The following is an 18,489-nucleotide window of genomic DNA, read 5'->3' as shown; positions in this document are numbered from 1 at the left end:
GTCGGCGGAAGCGACCCCGACATAGAGGCGTCGCCCCGGTTTGTCCAGCCCGCTTCGGCACGGCCCGGCCGGTTCCGCCGCTTTTGCCACCATACCCTTGCACCGCCGCAACCCTTCATGCTCCCATGGGCCGGCGGCGCATCGCAGGCGCCGCATCATGGGGAGAGGGACTGGACGGGCCGATGGAGTATGCCTTCACCACTGTCGACGGTTGCGACGGCATCCTGTTGTCCGGCCGCTGCACCTATGAGGATGGCAACCGCTTCCATGACATGCTGCGCGACTGGGATTTCGCAGCCAACCCGGTGGTCCGGATCGACCTGCGTTTCGTCACCTTCATCGATTCCGCCGCCATCGGGATGATGTTCATCCTGGCCAACCGCTGCCGGGAGGCCGGCGGCCACATCGTCGCCAGCGGCGCACCCCCTCACATCGTCCGCGCGCTGCGCCGCGCCGCGCTGGACCGCTACATCGAGTTCCGCTGAAAAAGACGAAAAGCTGAAAAGACGACGGGCGGCGCCGTACCGTGCGCCGCCCGTCGTCTTTTCAACTTCCGAGATCGATCCGTCAGGGCCGATCAGGTCGGGTTCGGGACCGCAGCGGCCGCCTCGACGCCGAGCTTGGCGCGGGCCAGGCTGTTCAGCGCCTCGGTATCGGCGAAGACGTAGCCCTTTTCGATCAGCTTGGACGTGTAGCTCTTGTTGTAGAGAAACGCGGCGATGATGCTGGAAATGTTACCGGTGAAGAAGGCCAGCAGCGTCAGGAGAAGCCCCATTCCCCAGTCGCCGCGGAACAGGGCGGGAAAGCCGCCGAAGAACAGTGTGGTCCAGCTGAACCCGACCAGCCCCTTCTTGGTAAGCCCCGTCTGCGGGTGCTTCATCATTACGACAGTCGCCATCAAATCCCCCATGCAATCCGTATCTTGAATGGTTTGGCGTATCGCCATCCATTCCGTCTTTCGCAGCGTAGGATATTACCACTTTCGATAGGCAGCAAGAGCAGTCCAGATGAATCCTGGCCAGATCATTCTCTTCCGGCATCATTTTGACGATAGCATTTTCTTTATATTATCAAAGGCGATATTAAATACTGCACCATCTCATGAAAGCACCGGCTGCCCGCCAGCCGCAGTGGATATCCCGGCAACGGCGGCGAGGATCGGCGGGAGGGGGCACCCCGAAGCCGCCGCCCCGACCCGGATGGCGCCTTCCGATGCTCCATTGACCGCCCCTGTCATAGAACCGCAACACTTTCCCCTGCCCCGTCCAGCAGAGGAGACGCTGTGTGGAGTCGCTGCATCGTCTCGACCAGACGCTGCTGCTCTGGCTGAACCAGTTCGCCGGGCACAGCGCGGCCTTGGACATGGCGGTGCGCGGGATCGCCAATATCTATCCGGTCAAGCTCGGCCTGTTCAGCGCGGCGCTGTGGTGGCTCTGGTTCCGCCGGGAGGACACGCAGGGCGGACGCCGGCTGGTGGTGGACGCCATCGCCGCCGTTGTGCTGGCGGTGGCGGCATCCATCCTGATCCAGGCGGTGATGCCGGCCCGGCCCCGACCGCTGCACGATGCCGGCCTGCCCTTCGTCCCGCCCATCGGCCAGAGCCGCGAGGCGCTGAAGAACTGGAGTTCCTTCCCCAGCGACAATGCCGCCCTGGGCTTCGCACTGGCCGCCACCTTCGTCCGCGCCTCCCGCCCGTGGGGACTGCTGGCCTGCCTGTGGGCGGCGCTGGTGATCTCCCTGCCGCGGGTCTATCTCGGCCTGCATTACCCCGGAGACGTCACCGGCGGTGCGCTGCTGGGCATCCTCAGCGCCGTGGCCGTCGCCCGGCTGCTGCCGATGGACGGCGTTCACCGGCTGGTCACCTGGATCGAGGAACGCTGGCGCCCCTGGTTCTACAGCGGCGCCTTCCTGGCGATCTACGAGATGATGGTGCTGTTCGAGGATGTCCGCCGCGCCGCGGGCGGAGCATCGAAGCTGCTGCACGCGCTGGCCGGCTGATACGGGAGCCCGGACACGAAAAAGCCCGCTCGGTCTTACGACCTGCGGGCCTTTCGTCTTTCCCGTATCCCCGGGATGGTCCCATCTGCATGGGAGAGTGGTGCGGTCGAGAAGACTCGAACTTCCACGGGTTGCCCCACAGCGACCTCAACGCTGCGCGTCTACCAATTCCGCCACGACCGCATCAGGCTGGTAGTCCCCGACGCTCGCTTGCGCGCCTCATCGGGTGGAGCGGGTAGATATCAGCTTCCCGACGGTCGATCAAGCGCTACAATCATCATCTGCGAAGAAAAATTCGGAACGGCCCTCCGGCCGGTCCCACGAGACCCTTGCCGGCACCGCCGCCCATAGCGCCAGAGACCCCATCGAATGACCTCCCTGACCAGCCAGCCTGCCAGCCTTTCCGCCAGCCAGCCCGATAGTTCCCCCCCGCGCCAGCCGATCGAGTGGCGCATCTCCGACGAGCCCGTGCCCTACCCCGACGCCATCGCCGAGATGGAGGCGCGCGTCGAGGCGATCCGCGCCGGCACGGCACCGGAACTGGTCTGGCTGCTGGAACATCCGCCGCTCTACACCGCCGGCACCAGCGCGCGCGACGAGGATCTGCTGGAGGCGGACCGCTTCCCCGTCTACCGCAGCGGCCGCGGCGGCCAGTACACCTATCACGGGCCGGGACAGCGGGTTGCCTACGTCATGCTGGACCTGAAGGCGCGCGGCGCCGACATCCGCGGCTTCGTCCGCGATTTGGAGGAGTGGATCATCCGCACGCTCGCCTCCTTCAACATCAAGGGCGAGCGGCGCGAAGGGCGCGTCGGCATCTGGGTCGACAAGCAGCCCTATGGCGGGCTGAAGGGGCAGGAGGACAAGATCGCCGCCATCGGCGTGCGGGTGCGCCGCTGGGTCAGCTTCCACGGCATCGCCCTGAACGTCGAGCCCGACCTGTCGCATTTCGGCGGCATCGTCCCCTGCGGCATCGCCGAGCATGGCGTCACCTCCATCGTGGCGCTGGGCCAGCTGGTGACGATGGAGGATGTGGACTCGGCCCTGATCGCGGCCTGGCCGGAGGTGTTCGGCGGGGGGATGCGGGATGGGGAGGAGGGCGGGGCCTAATACTTCTTGAACCCGCCGGCGGCCGGGGTGGCGGCCTGGTTGGCGGCGGGGTTCACGCGCGGGTCCTTGTTGTCCATCGACTGCACGGTGCAGTTGGTCGAATCGCCGTTGCGGAACAGGTAGATCTTCTTGCGGTCGGCCTTCTTGCCGGGGTCGTGCAGGTTCAGCCCATGGCCGAAGGCGACGCCCAGCACCTCGCCCTTGTAATAGGCGCGGAAGCGCATCGGCTCGATCTCGCTGAAGCGCAGGGCGGCGCAGTCCTTGCTCAGCTCCTTCTCGAAGGTGCCGGCCTTGCGCCAGTCCTCCTTGGAGCGGATCGTCATCCATTGCGACGGCAGCGCATACTGCACGATGGGCGGCGCGATGGGCAGGTTGCCCCCCGGCTGCGGCGGCGCCTGATGGCCGGGCTCCGTCCGCTCCAGCGCACCGGCCAGCGCCGGGGCGGCCCCCGGCAGCGTCAATGCGCACAAGCAGAGGACCGCCAGGAACCGCACATCAAATCCGGACATCGAACCCACGCTCCTTCACCTCGCCCACCACATCGCCAGGCGGCCGCTCCTTTGCCGGCTTGCGTTCGGGCGGTGCAGGGGCGACCGCCTCTCCCAGCCGGCCGGAAAGCGTCAGCGACAGCTCCATGGCTCCGCCGCCGGCGGGCGCACCCGAGGGCGACAGCGTCACCGTGCCTTCCAGCCCCTGCGGCGGCGCGGCCATCGCCGCGGTCAGCATCTCCATCACCCGGCCCAGATCGTCGATGGCGATCCGGTCGGTCTCGACCGTCAGCCCCTTGCCCGGCCGTATGGCGGAGCGGAGGGCGCCGAGCATGGCGGCCAGCCCCTCCCCCTTCTCCTCCGCCGGCACCCGCGCCAGCGCAAGAGCCGTACCGTCCAACCGCAAGCCCGCCGTCCCATCGCACAGGACAAGGCCGATCCCGCTCAGCTCAACCGCCACCTCCTGCCGGACATCGTCTGCCAAGGGCCGCAACGCGCCCGCCGGACCATCCAGCGCCGCGACGGCGGCCCGGCGCTCCACATCTCCGAAGCGGACGACCAGCGCCGTCTCCGCCGCCGCGGCCTCGCTCCCGTCCATCCCGAAGGCGGTCAGCAGCCGCCCCAGATCGCGCGCCAGCGCCCGGATCGCTGGCTCCAGCCGGTCGGCAAGATCATCATCACCCGCCGGAGCCTGGAACGGGCGTGCCGGCGCATCCTCCACCGCCGCCGGCCCCAGGCTGAGACGGACGGCGGGGTCGTGCCCCGGCACAGTGGAGGATTTCGGAGCCGGGACGGCCCCCGGCTTGCGGCCAGCCTTGTCCTTGGCCTTCGCCGCCTTGGCGAAGACACCGGTGAGCATGGCCTTCATCCCGGCTACATCCGATTTGCTGGCGGTCATCCCGGCCGTCGCCCCTCAACCACAAGGCCCAAAACCCGCATTCACCGCCAGCATGCCGCCGTCATGGTTAGCGGAAGGCTAACGCGGGGCTCACGCCGTCGGCCGTTGCTCGAATCCGGCCATGCCCGGATCCTGCTCCGGTTCGGACACCACGTCGCGGACGATGGCCGACGGCGGACCGCGGCGGCAGGCTTCCACCATGCGGTCGACGGCGTCGGCGGGACCGGCGAACAGGGCCTCCACCGTGCCGTCGCTGCGGTTGCGCACCCAGCCGGTCAGGCCGAGCGTACCGGCTCGGTCGACGGTCCAACCGCGATACCACACCCCCTGCACCTTGCCCTGGATGCGGACACGCACCGCCTTCCGGTCCACCGCGCTCATGCGGCGCCATCCTTTGCCGCGGTACGCCTGCCCTGCTCCTCGTCCAGCAGGGCCTTGCGCGATAGTTTTCCGATCATGGTCTTGGGCAGCTCCTGGCGGAATTCCACGACTTTCGGCATCTCGATGGGCGACAGCTTGTCCTTCAGGAAGGCGATCAGCGCCTCGGCGGTCAGGCTCTGGCCGTCGTCCAGCCGGACATAGGCCTTGACCGTCTGGCCGCGATACTCGTCCGGCACGCCGGCCACCACGCATTCCGCGACGGCGGGGTGCAGGTAGATCGCCTCCTCCACATTGCGGGGATAGACGTTGAAGCCGCTGCACAGGATCATGTCCTTGATGCGGTCGACGATGGTGGTGTAGCCGTCCTCGTCCATGATCCCGACATCGCCGGTGTGCAGCCGCCCGTCGATCAGCGTCTGTGCCGTTTCGGCCGGCCGGCGCCAATAGCCCTTCATCACCTGCGGCCCGCGGATGCAGACCTCGCCCTTCTCGCCGGGGGGCAGGACGCGGCGCGGCTCCTCCAGGCTGACGATCTCGATGATCGTACCGGGCAGCGGCAGGCCGATGGAGCCCTTCTTGGTCGCATGCAGCACCGCCGGGTTCACCGTCGCGACGGGCGAGCATTCCGACAGTCCGTAGCCTTCCACCAGCGTGCAGCCGGTGGTGCGCTCGAACGCCTCCTTCACCTCCAGCGGCAGCGGCGCCCCGCCTGACATGCAGAAGCGGATGGAGGACAGGTCGTAGTCCTTCAGGTGCTTGTGATGGTTGATCGCCGTGTAGATGGTCGGCACGGCCGGGAACAGGGTGATCCGCTCCTTCTGCAGGGTGCGCATCACCTGCTCCAGTTCGAAGCGCGGCAGCAGGATGATCTCCGCCCCCAGATGAAGGCCGAAATTCATCACCGCGGTCATGGCGAAGACATGGAACAGCGGCAGCACGCCCAGCATGCGCTCCTGCCCGTCTTCCGCACCGACCTCCCCCGGCTTGCGCTCCTTGGCCGCGTACCAGGTCGCGCACTGGATGGTGTTGGCGTAGAGGTTGGCGTGGGTCAGCATCGCGCCCTTCGGCACGCCGGTGGTGCCGCCGGTGTATTGCAGAACCGCCACGTCCTCGCGCGCATCGATGGCGACCGGGCTCGGCCGGCCGTCGTTGGCGATCAGCTTGGCGAAGGGGATGTGGCGGTCGTCGCGCGGGATCGCGGCGATCTCCGCCTTTTTGGCGATGGGGAACAGCCAGTTCTTCGGGAAGGGCAGGATGTCGGCCATGCGGCAGATCACCAGCCGCTTCAATCCGGTCTCGGCCAGCATCCGCGCCATCTTGTCATAGAGCAGCTTCAGGTCCAGCGTGACCATCAGGTCTATGTCGCTGTCGCCGATCTGATGGACCAGTTCGCGTTCGGCATAGAGCGGGTTGAAGTTCACCACCGTGCCGCCGGCCTTCAGGATGGCGAAGAAGGCGACGACGTAATAGGGCGTGTTGGGCAGGAACAGCCCGACCCGCGTCCCCTTCCCCACCCCGATGGCCTGGAAGCCGCGGGCGGCGCGGTCGACCAGCCGGCCCAACTCACGGTAGCTGGTGCGCTTGCCGAGGAAATTCAGACAGGGCTTGTCGCCATGGCGGGCGACCGCCCCCTCCAGCAGTTCGGTCAGCGGCCGGACCGGGATCGGCATCGCCCAGTCCACCGTCGGCGGGTACGAGGCCAGCCATGGATAATCGGGCAGCTTGCGGGCGGCATCTCCCATCGCGCGGTTCCTCCCCCATTGGTTCTTGCTCCCGGTTGCCGGTTTCGTCCGGCACCGTCTTCTCCCCCAAGCCTACGCCGGGAAGCGGGGAATTGTCCCCTGGAGAGGAGATGGGATCGCGATACCCATGAACAAGCAGGCCATGAACAAGCGGAGGATGTGGTGCCGTGCTCCCTTATCGACTGCGCAGCCGGTGCAGCACCTCCACCGCCATCCATTCGGCGAGGTTGCCGTCCTCGCCATCCAGAAAGACGGCGACGGAGACCGGGACCGGCCCCGGCGCGTGGTAGGCTGCCGGCGTCACCCCCGGACCGCCGCCGGTGTGGCCCCAGTAAGGACCGGCCGCCGGATCAAGCTCCACCATCATCCCCAGCCCATAGGATGGCTCGACCCAGGGACGCCCGCCCATCGGCCCGCCTACCGGCAGCCCATCGCGCATCCGCCGCAGCAACAGGCCAGGCAGATACTCCTCGGTCAAACCGTGAATGAGGCGGCAGGCGTCCGCCGCCGTCATCGCCACCACCCCATGCGACACCCAGCCGGGATGATAGGCCTCCGCCACCGCGGCCCCGCCGAAGGTCGGGCTCGGCCCGAAGAACAGCCCGTCGAAGTCGGCGCGGTCACGCAGCAGCGACGCACTGGCGAGGCCGAGCGGCGCGAAGACCTCGCGCGCCAGAACCTCGGCCAGCGGAGCGCCGCCCGCCCGCTCCAGCAGCCGGCCGATCAGCAGATAGCCGATGTTGGAATAGGCGAAGCTGCCGACCGGCGGCCCCTCCAGTCCGCAGCGGGCCAGGAACTCGTCGCCGCTCCAAGGCGCCGCACCGGCGGCGACGGCGGCGTGATAGTCGGCCTGTCCGCCATAATCGGGCAGTCCGGCGCGGTGGGTCAGGATCTGCGCCACGGTGACCGATCCCGGCCGTCCGGCCAGTTCCGGCAGCCAGCGCTCCGCCGGCCCATCCAACTCGACCACGCCACGGGCGACCAGCCGCAGCACGGCGGCGGCGAGAATGGTCTTGGTCAGGCTGTAGACCAAAGCGCGCCGGTCGGCCAAATCCTCGCCCGCCGCCCCGCTGTGCCTCCCCTTCCGCCGCAGCACCAGCGTCCGCACCGGTTCCGCATCGGCGCCCCGGCCGCGGGCGATGGCGACGAGCGCCGTGAAAGCCGGGGCCGGGCTTGCGCTGTCCTCCTCCAGCAGGCCGGCGAGCGCCACGGTCAGCACCGCCAACTCGGGATCCGCCCCGGCCGCCCCGTTCCTGTCCTTACCCATCGCCTGTCCGCTCCCCGCCACCGTTTCCGTTTGTCCTCACAGATAAGAAGGCCGTCGGCCGGCAAATGAAAATCCGGTCCGATCCTACTGGGGCGCCCCTCAACTGTCCCATTAACCATAGCCGGCCGCTGACGCACCCCACGAGTTGGGCTATCCTGATGCGATCGCCCGTGTGGAGGGCCGCGCCATGCCCGTGATGGACGCCGACCAGCGCCGTAAACTGGAAGTTCAGCTGCTTCGCAAGGCGGAGGAGGCGGCCCGGATCCTGCGCCAGGAGGCGGAAACCGGCGATCCCGCCCATGTCGACTCGCTGGCGGAGGGGCTGGCCGGGCTGTTGAAGACCAGGGAATTTCCCAGCCTGCGCGCCGCCGAGTTCCGCGAACTGACCCGCGTCTACCAGCGTGGCGCCTACCAGCGCAGCGTCGATTCGCTGCTGGTCCAAGCCGAACGCTGCGGTCATCGCGGCGACGAAAAGGGGCGCAACGCGCTGCTGACCCAGGCCAAGGACCATTTCGCCAAGGCCCTGCGTTTCGGTGCCGACGACGAATTCCGCCACGGCGTCGAACGGCGTGTGCAGGCGACGCTGATGACCAGCAAGGACGGGGTGGACGACCGCACCAAGCAGGCGGCCAAACGCAAGCTCGACCAGCACGACGTCGGCGCCAAGCCGCCGAACGGGATCGAACGCCGCCGTGCCATCCGCTATGCCGATCCGGTCCTGACGGTGGAGGCGGAGGGCCGGCGCTGCACCACGATCAACTGGTCGACCCGCGGCCTGCTGGTCGATCTGCCGCCGGAGGAGTTCGCCCATGCCGTCGGCGGCAAGCTGCGGCTGGACCTGCATTGCCCGGACATCCCGGAAAGGGCCGGCCCGGAAACGGCCGGCCCGGAAACAAGCCGTCCGGACAAAACCGGCCATCGGGTCGGCGGCCGGCAGATCGCCCATGTGGTGCGCCTCGACCCCGACCGCCGCGCGGTGGCCCTGTCCTTCCCCGACATCAGCACGGTGATGCTGGATCTGATGCACGCCATGAAGGAAGCCGGCATCAAGCCCGAACCGGAGCGCTGATGCGGCCGTCCTCAGGCCGGCGCCTTCCCCTCATCCGCCGACGAAGCGCCCGTTGTGGCCGCGCACCAGCGGATGTTCGTCCGGACCGGCGACAGGCAGCAGGCCGTTGATCCGCGCACCCGCTTCCGCCGGCAGGCAGAACAGGTTGATCCCCATGCCGAGCCCGTGGATCTCCGTCCCGTTGTCAACCAGCCCATAGCCGAAGATCGCTTCCGACCGGCCGGCGAAATTGGCGGGATTGTGGAAGGCCGGCAGATACCAGTAGCAGGCATAGCCCAGCTCGCCGAGCAGGCGGATCAGCGCGGCCGACCGGTCGGGACGGTCGTTCTCCACATACAGGACCGGCCGGTCGCGGGCGATCAGGCCGCGCGAGCCCTCCAGAACCTCGGCCTCCATGCCCTCGACGTCGATCTTGATCAGGCGGATGCGGCCCGCCCCCTCACGGCACAGCCCGTCCAGCCGATGCACCGGCACCGGCCGGTCGCCGGCCAATTCGTCAAGGGACAGCGCGCCGAAATTGCCGTCCGTGTCCATCGCCACCGCGGCGAGATGCAGCATGCCGTCGGCAGCCCCGGCGGCGGCCAGCAAGCCGTCGGCCCAGTCCAGCCCGTTCAGCGCAAGATTTCCGCAGAGCAGCCGGTGGTTGGCATCGACCGGCTCCAGAGCCAGCACCTGGCCGGCGGGGCCGACCCAGCCGCGCCAGCGCCACCGTGTGGGCGCCGATGTTGGCGCCGACGTCGATCACCCGGTCGCCGCCCCGGACGCACTGGCGGAACAGTGCGACCTCCTGCTCGAAATATTCACCATAATAGCCGAGCGAACGGCCAACGACGCTGTCGGTCCGCCGGTGCATCATCAAACCGTGCCGCGCCTTCACCAGCCCGACCGGTCCCTCTCCACCCAGCAGATCGTCCGCTATCGCCCCTTCCCGCCGCTCCATCGGCCAGAAGTGTAGCGGAGCCGGATGCAAAGGTCGCGTCCGCCGGAGCCATGACGCACCCCCTCCCCGGCCTGTCCGTACGGCGGCCGGGGGAGAGGGCAAGGCATCACCCCACGCCGATCCCGCTGGGCGCGGTGACGGCGTGCTCCTTCAGGATCGCTTCGGAGATCGCCGACACCTCGATCAGCTGCACCTCGTAGCCCCACAAATTGGCGATGTGCCGCAGCACCGCCTTGGCGTCGCTCTCGTCCAGCAGCACGCCGTTGGTGACGCGATGCTGCAGGATCAGCTTGCGGTCGCCGGCGAGATCGACGTCGACGATCTGGATGTCCGGCTCCAGATAGCCGAGGTCGTACTGGCGGGCCAGCTTCTTGCGGATGTCGCGGTATCCGCGCTCGTTGTGGATGTGATCGACCAGCAGATAAGGGTCTTCGGCGTCGTCGCGCACGCTGAACAGCTTCAGCTTCCGCATCAGGTGCGGGCTGAGATATTGCAGGACGAAGCTCTCGTCGCGGAAGTTGGCCCAGGCCTCGCGCACCGCCGCCATACCGTCGCCGCGGCCGGCAAGCTCGGGGAACCACTGGCGGTCCTCGTCGGTCGGCTTTTCGGCGATGCGGGCGATGTCCTGCATCATCGCGAAGCCCAGCGCGTAGGGGTTCAGGCCGGAGAAGCGCTTGTCGTCGAATTCCGGCTGGAACACGACGGACGTGTGCGAATGCAGAAACTCCAGGAACGCGCCTTCGCTGATCTGGCCGGTCTCGTGCAGGCGGCTCATGATCTGGTAATGGACGTAGGTGGCGCAGCCCTCGTTCATCACCTTGGTCTGTTTCTGCGGATAGAAATACTGCGAGATGTGGCGGACGATGCGCAGAAGCTCGCGCTGCCAGTGCTCAAGGCGCGGCGCCTTCTTCTCCAGGAAATAGAGGATGTTCTCCTCCGGCAGGCCCAGCAGCTTCTTGCGCTCCGACACAGACTTGGCCGGGCGCGGGCCGGCGGCGGTCTTGGGCACCGTGCGCCACAGGTCGTTGAAGGTCTGGTCCTGATATTCCTGCCGCTCGCGCTCGCGCCGCTGCTCGGTCCGCAGGTCGGACCGCTTCTTCGGGTATTTGTGCACGCCCTGGCTCATCAGCGCATGGGCGGCATCGAGCACCCGCTCCACCGCGGCATGGCCGTAGCGTTCCTCGCAATGGGCGATGTAGGTCTTGGCGAATTCCAGATAGTCGAGGATGCCCTGGGCATCGGTCCATTGCTGGAACAGCTGGTTGTTCTTGAAGAAATGGTTATGGCCGAAGGCGGCGTGGGCAATCACCAGCGTCTGCATCGTCATGGTGTTTTCTTCCATGATGTAGCTGATGCAGGGGCTGGAGTTAATGACGATCTCATAGGCCAGGCCGCGATAGCCCTTGCGGTACATCATCTCGTCGCGGGCGAAATGCTTGCCGAAGGACCAGTGCTTGTACATCAGCGGCATGCCGATGGACGAATAGGCATCGAGCATCTGCTCGGCGGTGATAACCTCGATCTGGTTGGGATAGACGTCGAGGCCCATCTCCTTCAGCGCGATGTGCTCGATGGCGTCATAGACGCGCTTGATCTTGTCGTAATCCCACTCGACGCCGTCATACAGCAGCGCCTCGGGTCTGGTGATCACAGCGGTCATTCTCGATCTCCCCCTGCCGCCCCTCTGCCCCCTGTCGGGGATGAGGGCGGTGATTTCCCTTTATCCCCTCAGGCGCCCCTTACGCTCCCGCCTTCTCGCGGGCGAACAGCTCGCGGAAGACCGGGAAGATCTCCCGGCGGGAGCGGACGCGGCGCATCGCCAGCGGGCGTTCCGGGCTTTGCACCTGCTTGTAGGTGCGCCACAGCTCGGTTTCGCGGCCCAGCGCCGACAGGCCCATATTGTGTTCCGCCGCCACCTCGATGTAGGCGAAATACTGGCACATCGGCAGGACGACATCGCGCAGCAGGGTCGCCGACTTGGCATTGTCCGACGACATGTTGTCGCCGTCCGACGCCTGGGCGGCGTAGATGTTCCATTCATTGTGCGGGTAGCGCTCCTGCACCACCTTCTGCATCTCCTCCAGCGCCGTCGACACCACGGTGCCGCCGGTCTCGGTGGAATAGAAGAAGGTTTCCTCGTCCACCTCCTTGGCCTCGTGGGTGTGGCGGATGAAGACGATGTCGACCGACCGGTAGCGCCGCCGCAGGAACAGGTACAGCAGCATGAAGAAGCGCTTGGCCAGATCCTTCATGTGCTCGGTCATCGAGCCGGACACGTCCATCAGGCAGAACATCACCGCCTGGGCGATCGGCTTCGGCACAGATTCGAACCGGTTGTAGCGGACGTCGATCGGGTCGATGAAAGGTATCCGGCGGGAACGCAGGACGATGTGTTCCAGCTGTTCGCGCAGCGCCTGGATCTGCGTGGCGTCCTCGCCGGACTCCTCGGCCTCGCGCAGCATCTCCTCCAGCTCGCGGATCTCGTCGCGCTTCGGGCGTTTCAGCGCGATGCGGCGCGACAGGCTGTTCCGCATGGTGCGGACCAGATTCAGGTTGGCGGGCGACCCCGACACCGAATAGCCAGCCCGCGTCAGCGTGTGCGATTCCGACTGCTTGACCTTCTGCTTCACCAGATCGGGAAGCTCCAGATCCTCCAGGAAGATGTCGAGGAACTCGTCGCGCGACAGGACGAAGCGGAACTCGTCCTCGCCCTCGCCGTCGGCGCTGCCCTCGCTGCCGCGCCCGCCACCGCCGCCGTCCGGGCGCTGGATGGTGTCGCCTTCCACATATTCCTTGTTGCCGGGCACGACATAGTCGCGCACCCCGCCCTGGCTGGCGCGGTGGAAGGACGGTTCGCGCACGCCGCCGGCGGCGATCGTCACCTTCTCGCCGTTCTCGATATCCTGGATGCCCCGTTTTCCCGAGGCGTCGCGGACCGCCTTGACCACCTGTTCCTTGGCACGGCGCAGGAAACGCTGGCGGTTGGCCAGGCTCTTGCCCTGCGGGTTCAGGCGACGGTCGATGATGTTCATCAAGGGGCTGGCCCTCCCACCCGTTTCGTCACGCGGCCTTAGGATTCTGACAGCTTTCTATGACAGTGGGGTTGCCGCGGGGCGTTGCAACACCCCGCCCCGCGGCAATTAAGCGTCCCCTCGGTCCACCTGTCCCGACCCGCCGGCCTCAGCCCGCCTGCTTCACCCGCATGTACCACTCGACCAGCCGGCGGACCTGCCGCTCGGTGTAGCCGCGCGTCATCATGCGCGAGACGAACTCGGTGTGCTTCTTCTCGGTGTCGCCGTCCTTCTTCGAGCCGAAGCTGATCACCGGCAGCAGATCCTCGACCTGGCTGAACATCCGCTTCTCAATCACCTCGCGGATCTTCTCGTAAGAGGTCCAGGACGGGTTGCGCCCGGAATTGGCCGCCCGGGCGCGCAGGGCGAACTTCACAACCTCGTTGCGGAAGTCCTTCGGGTTGGCGATGCCCGCCGGCTTCTCGATCTTGGTCAGCTCCTGGTTCAGCAGCTCGCGGTTCATCAGCTGGCCGGTGTCGGGATCCTTGAAGTCCTGATCCTCGATCCAGGCGTCGGCATAATCGACATAGCGGTCGAACAGGTTCTGGCCGTAGTCGGAGTAGGATTCCAGATAGGCCTTCTGGATCTCGTTGCCGATGAACTCGGCGTAGCGCGGGGCGAGTTCGGCCTTGATGAACTCGACGTATTTCTTCTCCGTCTCCTCCGGGAACTGTTCGCGGCGGATCGCCTGCTCCAGCACATACATCAGATGCACCGGATCGGCCGAAATCTCGGTCGAGTCGTAGTTGAAGGTCGAGGCGAGCACCTTGAAGGCGAAGCGGGTGGAGATGCCGCCCATGCCCTCGTCGACGCCGCCCTGGTCCTTGTACTCCTGCATCGACTTGGCCTTGGGATCGGTCTCCTTGACGCTCTCGCCGTCATAGACCCGCATCTTGCTGTAGACGCTGCTGTTCGGATGCTCGCGCAGGCGCGACAGCACCGAGAAGCGGGCCAGCATCTCCAGCGTCGCCGGCGCGCAGGGCGCGGTAGACAGATCGGAGCCGTTGACCAGCTTCTCGTAGATCTTCTGCTCCTCCGCCACCCGCAGGCAGTAGGGGACCTTGATCACGCAGATGCGGTCGATGAAGGCTTCGTTGTTCTTGTTGTTCTTGAAGGTCTGCCACTCCGCCTCGTTGGAGTGGGCCAGGATCACGCCCTGGAAGGGAATGGCGCCGATGTTCTCCGAGCCGACATAGTTGCCCTCCTGCGTCGCGGTCAGCAGCGGGTGCAGCATCTTGATCGGGGCCTTGAACATCTCGACGAATTCGAGCATGCCCTGGGTCGCCCGGTTCAGGCCGCCGGAGAAGCTGTAGGCGTCGGGATCGTTCTGGCTGTAGATCTCCAGCTTGCGGATGTCGACCTTGCCGACCAGCGAGGAGATGTCCTGGTTGTTCTCGTCGCCCGGCTCGGTCTTGGTGACGCCGATCTGGCGCAGCTTGCTGGGGTGGAGCTTCACCACCTTGAAGCGGTTGATGTCGCCGCCGAACTCATCGAGGCGCTTGACCGCCCAGGGGCTCATCAGCCCGGTCAGGCGGCGCTTCGGGATGCCGAAGCGCTCCTCAAGCTCGTCGCCGATCTCGTCTGGGTTGAACAGGCCGAGCGGGCTTTCGAAGGTCGGGCTGATCTCCTTGCCGGCCTTCAGCACATAGATCGGGCATTTCTCCACCAGCGACTTCAGCCGTTCCGCCAGCGACGACTTGCCGCCGCCGACCGGGCCCAGCAGGTAGAGGATCTGCTTGCGCTCCTCCAGCCCCTGCGCTGCGTGCCGGAAGAAGCCGACGATCCGTTCGATCGTCTCTTCCATGCCGTAGAACTCGGAGAAGGCTGGATAGACCTTGATGGTCCGGTTCATGAAGATGCGGCCCAACCGCGGGTCGCGGGCCGTGTCGACCACCTCCGGTTCGCCGATGGCGGCCAGGATGCGTTCGGAGGCCGAGGCGAAGGACATCGGGTCGTCGCGGCACAGCTGGAGATAGTCCATCAGGGACATCTCGGTCTCGCGGCGGGTCTCGTAATTCTGCGTGTAGCGCGTGAACAGTTCGTCGGCCGGGAACATTCGTCGCTCCGTCTTATCTGGTCCGATGCGCCGGGGGGCCGCCGGTGGCTGCGGCGGCAGGGCGCGGCGCATGCCGCGATCCAAGGGGCACTCCAGGGAAGACGCGGACCGCGCAGGGTCCGCAGCCTCCCCGCTCAGCGATAGAAGCCAGCGGTCTGGTGTAAGGAACGGTCCTGTGAAGGCCGGGAGAGGTCCGTCTCGCGACGCGGCGACCCCCGAACGAGTCATTTTTGAATGTAATGCTCCACCTGGAGCTTTCCAGGCACTCAGGCTCCATAGCCGGAAAGCCCGCGGTAAAGCTGGCCTCAGCCATAGGACCTAGGTCCTGCGGCTGGTGTGGGTGCGCCGAGCGCACCTGCTCAACCCATGCGGGTATCGGCCGCGCATGCGTCGGAAGGTTCGGCGGAAGACGTGTGACGGTGTCGGGAGAAGACGGCGTGGAACCGGCGGCAATCTTCGTTGCCCGTCCGATCGGGAAGAACTGCCCAGTGCGATGCGACCCAAGCGGGTTCCATCGGGCGCTCCTTGTCACGCCATCGGCCTCCTCAAGCAGACGCGCCGCCTCGACCAAGCACGGCGCAGGGATTTACCGTCGATGCTGAACTCCAAACCTTAACAATTTCCGGTAAGGGGCCTTGCGGTCTGCCGCAGTGTCGACCACGGCCTCGCAACACCTCCCCCAACACTTCTTTGAGGTCATGTTGCGTCCCAATCGTCCTCATCAACAAGGCGGAAATTGGGTGAGGATGGGGCACCAACGCGGCACGGTGGAGGGTTACCGCTGGATTACCGAATTGTTTCAACGACTTGGCACACTTGCCACGGGGTGGGAAATTTTAAGGGCAGGTCTGCGCCCCCCGTTTGCCGCCAGTGGCGGCAGCAATCTCCGGCGGTAAACCGGACTTTCGGACAATGCCGACAGCCGTCCGCCGGACGGCCCCTCAGCATGGCCCCTCAGGCCGGCTGCCAGGCCTTCACCCCGATGCTCAGCGCCTCGCGCAGGCTCGCGGGGGTGACAGGCTTGGCCAGCACCGCGTGGGCGCCGCTGTCGCGCGCCTGGGCTTTGCGGTCGTCATCGACCCGGCCGCTCATGAACACGACCGGCAGACTGCTGTGGCGCGACTCGCCGCTGGTGCGCAGCGCCCGGACGAAACCGAATCCGTCCATCGGCTGCATCTCCACATCGCACAGAACCAGATCGGGCGCATAGGCGGCGACCACGGCCAGTCCCGACTCGCCGTCGGCGGCCTGATGGACCGCCTTGACGCCCAGCGTGCCCAGCATCTTCGCCAGCACCATGCGGGTGAAGGATTCGTCCTCGACCACCAGGACCGACAGGGCGCCGAACGGCGTCCCCGTCTCGCCTGACGTCTTGCCTGCCGCAGCGCCCTCAGCCGACCGGTCAGTCACCACGCCCGCCCTTTCGCTTGAGCGACCGGCCGGCGGAATGCTGCCGACGGTCATTTCGTGACCCGACCTGTGTACGATGGCAACCAGAGACGCGCAAGATGTCCAAAATACGAGGGTGCCCACTGCCCTGACCCACCGCCCCGGCCTATGCTCTGGCTCGTGCTCTGGCCCGTGCTCTGGCCCATGCTCTGGCCCATGCTCTGGATGAGCGGTTGCACCGGTCCGTCCGCCCCGCTTAGATGGACGGCATGAGCTTCCTCGATCACATCCGCGCGTGCAACGCGCACGACCTGTCCGGCTTCCGCCCGTTCGAGCTGGACGGCCACACCGTGGGCTGGGTGCGCCATGCCCTGGCCGAGGCGCTGCCCGAGGTCGATCCCGGCTTCGTCGTCAGCGCCGACCGGCTGACCATCGCGCCCGAGATCCGGGATTTCGAGGCGCGCTCCACCCTGCTCGACCATGCCGCCGCCTATCTGGTGGAACAGGGAACGGTCAAGGCGCTGCGCGGCGAATATTACCCGGTCCTGCCGCGCTGGGGGGCGGAGCCGCTGGCCCGGCTGGACCGCGCCGCCGTCGGCGCCTTCGGGATCGAGGCCTATGGCCTGCACATCAACGGCTTTGTCCGCGACGAATCCGCCGGCAATGGGGCCGGCGGCCTTCTGCTGTGGGTCGGCCGGCGCGCCAGCGACCGCGAGGTGGCACCGGGGCAGCTCGACAACCTGATTGCCGGCGGCCAGCCCATCGGCCTGACCCTGGCCGAGAATCTGGAGAAGGAGGCGGCGGAGGAGGCCGGGCTGGACGCCGAGACGGCGCGGCGCGCCGTGCCGGTCGGCGCCATCAGCTACACCATGGAAACGCCGGCCGGGCTGAAGCGCGACCGCCTGTTCGTCTACGATCTGGAACTTCCGCCCGGCCTCACCCCCGTCAACACCGACGGCGAGGTCGAGTCCTTCGACCTCTGGCCGCTCGACAAGGTGGCGGAGTCGGTGCGCGGCACCGGCGACTGGAAGTTCAACGTGACCCTCGTGGTGGCCGATTTCCTGATCCGCCACGGCTGGCTGACGCCGGAAAACGACCCCGATTATCTGGAGATCGCCCGCAGCCTGCGGCGGTAGGCCCGCCGCTTCGCCGGTCGGGTGCTACTCCGGACAAACAAAAGGCCCCGCCCTCTTGCGAGAGCGGGGCCGTTTTCTTCCGGCCGCGGCGGCGCCCGGTACCCTGTTACTGGAGCAAGTTACTGGGGCAGCGGCTGCGGGCTGTCGGCCAGCGAGCGCAGGTAGGCGACGACAGCTGCGCGGTCCTCATCCTTCTTGAGGCCGGCGAAGGTCATCTTGGTGCCCGGGGCGTAGGCCTTCGGGTCATAGAGGAACTTGTTCAGCTCGTCATACGTCCAGCTGCCGCCGGTCTTGACCAGCGCGTCGGAGTAACCGAAGCCCTGCATGTGGCCCTTCGGACCGCCGACGATTCCGAACAGGTTCGGGCCGACCTTGGCGGCGCCGCCCTTGTCGAAGCTGTGGCAGGCGGCGCAGGCCTTGGCGACCTTCTGACCGGCCTCCGGGCTGGCGGCGGCGAGCAGCGGCGCGATCGGTGCCGGACCAGTGGGAGCGGCACCCTTGTCGGCGGGCGCGCTGGCCCCCTCGGGCGTCGCGACGACATAGACGCTCTTTTCGAGCGGCTTCGAATGAACCAGCACCTTGGACGCGAATCCGGCCAGCATCGCGATCAGCCCGGCCAGCAGCACGGCGCCGAAAACCTTGTTCCACTCCATGCTCATTGATGAGCCCCTTGTTCCCTAATTTCAGTACACTCGGCGTTTCTCCCGCCCGCGGCTGAACGCGCCGCGGCTACCATAGCCCGCGGTCCGAAGCTTGTCATAGCCCGGCGGACCGCGAAAAAAGGTCGCATACAAATTTGTCGCAGTCACCAACCACTTAATTTGCTTGCGCATTACGCTGCATCGCAAAACAGCGGAAAGGCAGGCTCTGCAGCTCCACAGCAGCTCCCAGACCATCCCCCATGCCATCGCTCGACGCCGCCCCTTGACGCCGCCCCGGCGTCC

At 66.8% G+C, this 18,489-nt stretch carries 17 protein-coding genes and 1 tRNA gene; 5 read left to right on the top strand and 13 right to left on the bottom strand.

Annotation, left to right across the window (positions count from 1 at the left end):
* Positions 1-182: 182 nt before the first annotated feature.
* Positions 183-485, top strand: coding sequence for an STAS domain-containing protein (locus ABNQ40_RS18580; RefSeq protein ID WP_109051981.1), 303 nt, complete (start codon positions 183-185; stop codon positions 483-485).
* Positions 486-577: 92 nt separating this feature from the next.
* Here ABNQ40_RS18580 and ABNQ40_RS18575 read toward each other — a convergent pair whose 3' ends face one another.
* Positions 578-898: a hypothetical protein gene (locus ABNQ40_RS18575; protein WP_109491191.1), complete on the bottom strand. Its 321-nt coding sequence runs from the start codon at positions 896-898 to the stop codon at positions 578-580.
* Between the two features lie 386 nt (positions 899-1,284).
* On the opposite strand from ABNQ40_RS18575, the gene ABNQ40_RS18570 reads away from it, so the two are divergent.
* A complete protein-coding gene (locus ABNQ40_RS18570; RefSeq protein ID WP_109051980.1) occupies positions 1,285-1,998 on the top strand; it encodes a phosphatase PAP2 family protein in 714 nt (237 codons plus the stop codon).
* A gap of 98 nt (positions 1,999-2,096) precedes the next feature.
* Here the strand turns inward: ABNQ40_RS18570 and ABNQ40_RS18565 are convergent.
* Positions 2,097-2,181: transfer RNA gene (locus ABNQ40_RS18565), tRNA-Leu, on the bottom strand.
* Between the two features lie 186 nt (positions 2,182-2,367).
* On the opposite strand from ABNQ40_RS18565, the gene lipB reads away from it, so the two are divergent.
* Positions 2,368-3,108 carry a lipoyl(octanoyl) transferase LipB gene (lipB, locus tag ABNQ40_RS18560; RefSeq protein WP_109051979.1) on the top strand — a complete coding sequence of 247 codons (741 nt, stop codon included), beginning with the start codon at positions 2,368-2,370 and terminating at the stop codon, positions 3,106-3,108.
* Here lipB and ABNQ40_RS18555 read toward each other — a convergent pair.
* The 5 genes from ABNQ40_RS18555 to ABNQ40_RS18535 all read right to left on the bottom strand — a co-directional run bounded on the left by ABNQ40_RS18555 (position 3,105) and on the right by ABNQ40_RS18535 (position 7,884).
* Positions 3,105-3,617 (bottom strand): hypothetical protein, encoded by a 513-nt coding sequence (locus tag ABNQ40_RS18555; RefSeq protein WP_109051978.1) that lies wholly within the window; start codon positions 3,615-3,617, stop codon positions 3,105-3,107. The genes lipB and ABNQ40_RS18555 overlap by 4 nt on opposite strands.
* Positions 3,604-4,464 (bottom strand): hypothetical protein, encoded by an 861-nt coding sequence (locus ABNQ40_RS18550; RefSeq protein ID WP_247880077.1) that lies wholly within the window; start codon positions 4,462-4,464, stop codon positions 3,604-3,606. The genes ABNQ40_RS18555 and ABNQ40_RS18550 overlap by 14 nt, the downstream gene beginning before the upstream one ends.
* Before the next feature lie 120 nt (positions 4,465-4,584).
* Positions 4,585-4,875, bottom strand: coding sequence for an acylphosphatase (locus ABNQ40_RS18545; protein ID WP_109051976.1), 291 nt, complete (start codon positions 4,873-4,875; stop codon positions 4,585-4,587).
* Positions 4,872-6,617 (bottom strand): long-chain fatty acid--CoA ligase, encoded by a 1,746-nt coding sequence (locus tag ABNQ40_RS18540; RefSeq protein WP_109051975.1) that lies wholly within the window; start codon positions 6,615-6,617, stop codon positions 4,872-4,874. The genes ABNQ40_RS18545 and ABNQ40_RS18540 overlap by 4 nt, the downstream gene beginning before the upstream one ends.
* 175 nt (positions 6,618-6,792) lie before the next feature.
* Positions 6,793-7,884, bottom strand: a complete 1,092-nt coding sequence (locus ABNQ40_RS18535) for a serine hydrolase (RefSeq protein ID WP_109051974.1) — start codon at positions 7,882-7,884, stop codon at positions 6,793-6,795.
* A gap of 187 nt (positions 7,885-8,071) precedes the next feature.
* Between ABNQ40_RS18535 and ABNQ40_RS18530 the strand changes: the two genes are divergently transcribed.
* Positions 8,072-8,953 (top strand): hypothetical protein, encoded by an 882-nt coding sequence (locus ABNQ40_RS18530; protein ID WP_109051973.1) that lies wholly within the window; start codon positions 8,072-8,074, stop codon positions 8,951-8,953.
* Positions 8,954-8,983: 30 nt separating this feature from the next.
* Here ABNQ40_RS18530 and ABNQ40_RS18525 read toward each other — a convergent pair whose 3' ends face one another.
* The 5 genes from ABNQ40_RS18525 to ABNQ40_RS18505 form a co-directional block, all read right to left on the bottom strand.
* A complete protein-coding gene (locus tag ABNQ40_RS18525; RefSeq protein WP_247880075.1) occupies positions 8,984-9,625 on the bottom strand; it encodes an FkbM family methyltransferase in 642 nt (213 codons plus the stop codon).
* Positions 9,626-9,999: 374 nt separating this feature from the next.
* Positions 10,000-11,553, bottom strand: coding sequence for a SpoVR family protein (locus tag ABNQ40_RS18520; protein ID WP_109051972.1), 1,554 nt, complete (start codon positions 11,551-11,553; stop codon positions 10,000-10,002).
* 79 nt (positions 11,554-11,632) lie between these two features.
* Positions 11,633-12,925 carry a YeaH/YhbH family protein gene (locus ABNQ40_RS18515; protein ID WP_109051971.1) on the bottom strand — a complete coding sequence of 431 codons (1,293 nt, stop codon included), beginning with the start codon at positions 12,923-12,925 and terminating at the stop codon, positions 11,633-11,635.
* A gap of 148 nt (positions 12,926-13,073) precedes the next feature.
* Positions 13,074-15,020: a PrkA family serine protein kinase gene (locus ABNQ40_RS18510; protein WP_109051970.1), complete on the bottom strand. Its 1,947-nt coding sequence runs from the start codon at positions 15,018-15,020 to the stop codon at positions 13,074-13,076.
* Positions 15,021-15,974: 954 nt separating this feature from the next.
* Complete coding sequence (locus ABNQ40_RS18505; protein WP_391348519.1) at positions 15,975-16,433, bottom strand: response regulator; 459 nt, start codon at positions 16,431-16,433, stop codon at positions 15,975-15,977.
* Positions 16,434-16,678: 245 nt separating this feature from the next.
* On the opposite strand from ABNQ40_RS18505, the gene ABNQ40_RS18500 reads away from it, so the two are divergent.
* Positions 16,679-17,545, top strand: coding sequence for a DUF4743 domain-containing protein (locus ABNQ40_RS18500; RefSeq protein WP_109491190.1), 867 nt, complete (start codon positions 16,679-16,681; stop codon positions 17,543-17,545).
* 119 nt (positions 17,546-17,664) lie between these two features.
* Here ABNQ40_RS18500 and ABNQ40_RS18495 read toward each other — a convergent pair whose 3' ends face one another.
* The gene (locus tag ABNQ40_RS18495; protein ID WP_109051968.1) at positions 17,665-18,204 is read right to left on the bottom strand and encodes a cytochrome c family protein; all 540 of its coding nucleotides are present in this window, start codon (positions 18,202-18,204) and stop codon (positions 17,665-17,667) included.
* Positions 18,205-18,489: the final 285 nt, after the last annotated feature.

This window comes from Azospirillum sp. A23, assembly GCF_042938965.1.
GTDB lineage: Bacteria > Pseudomonadota > Alphaproteobacteria > Azospirillales > Azospirillaceae > Azospirillum > Azospirillum melinis.
Note: the sequence above shows the minus strand (reverse complement) of the source record. Positions and strands in the feature narration are given on the sequence as shown.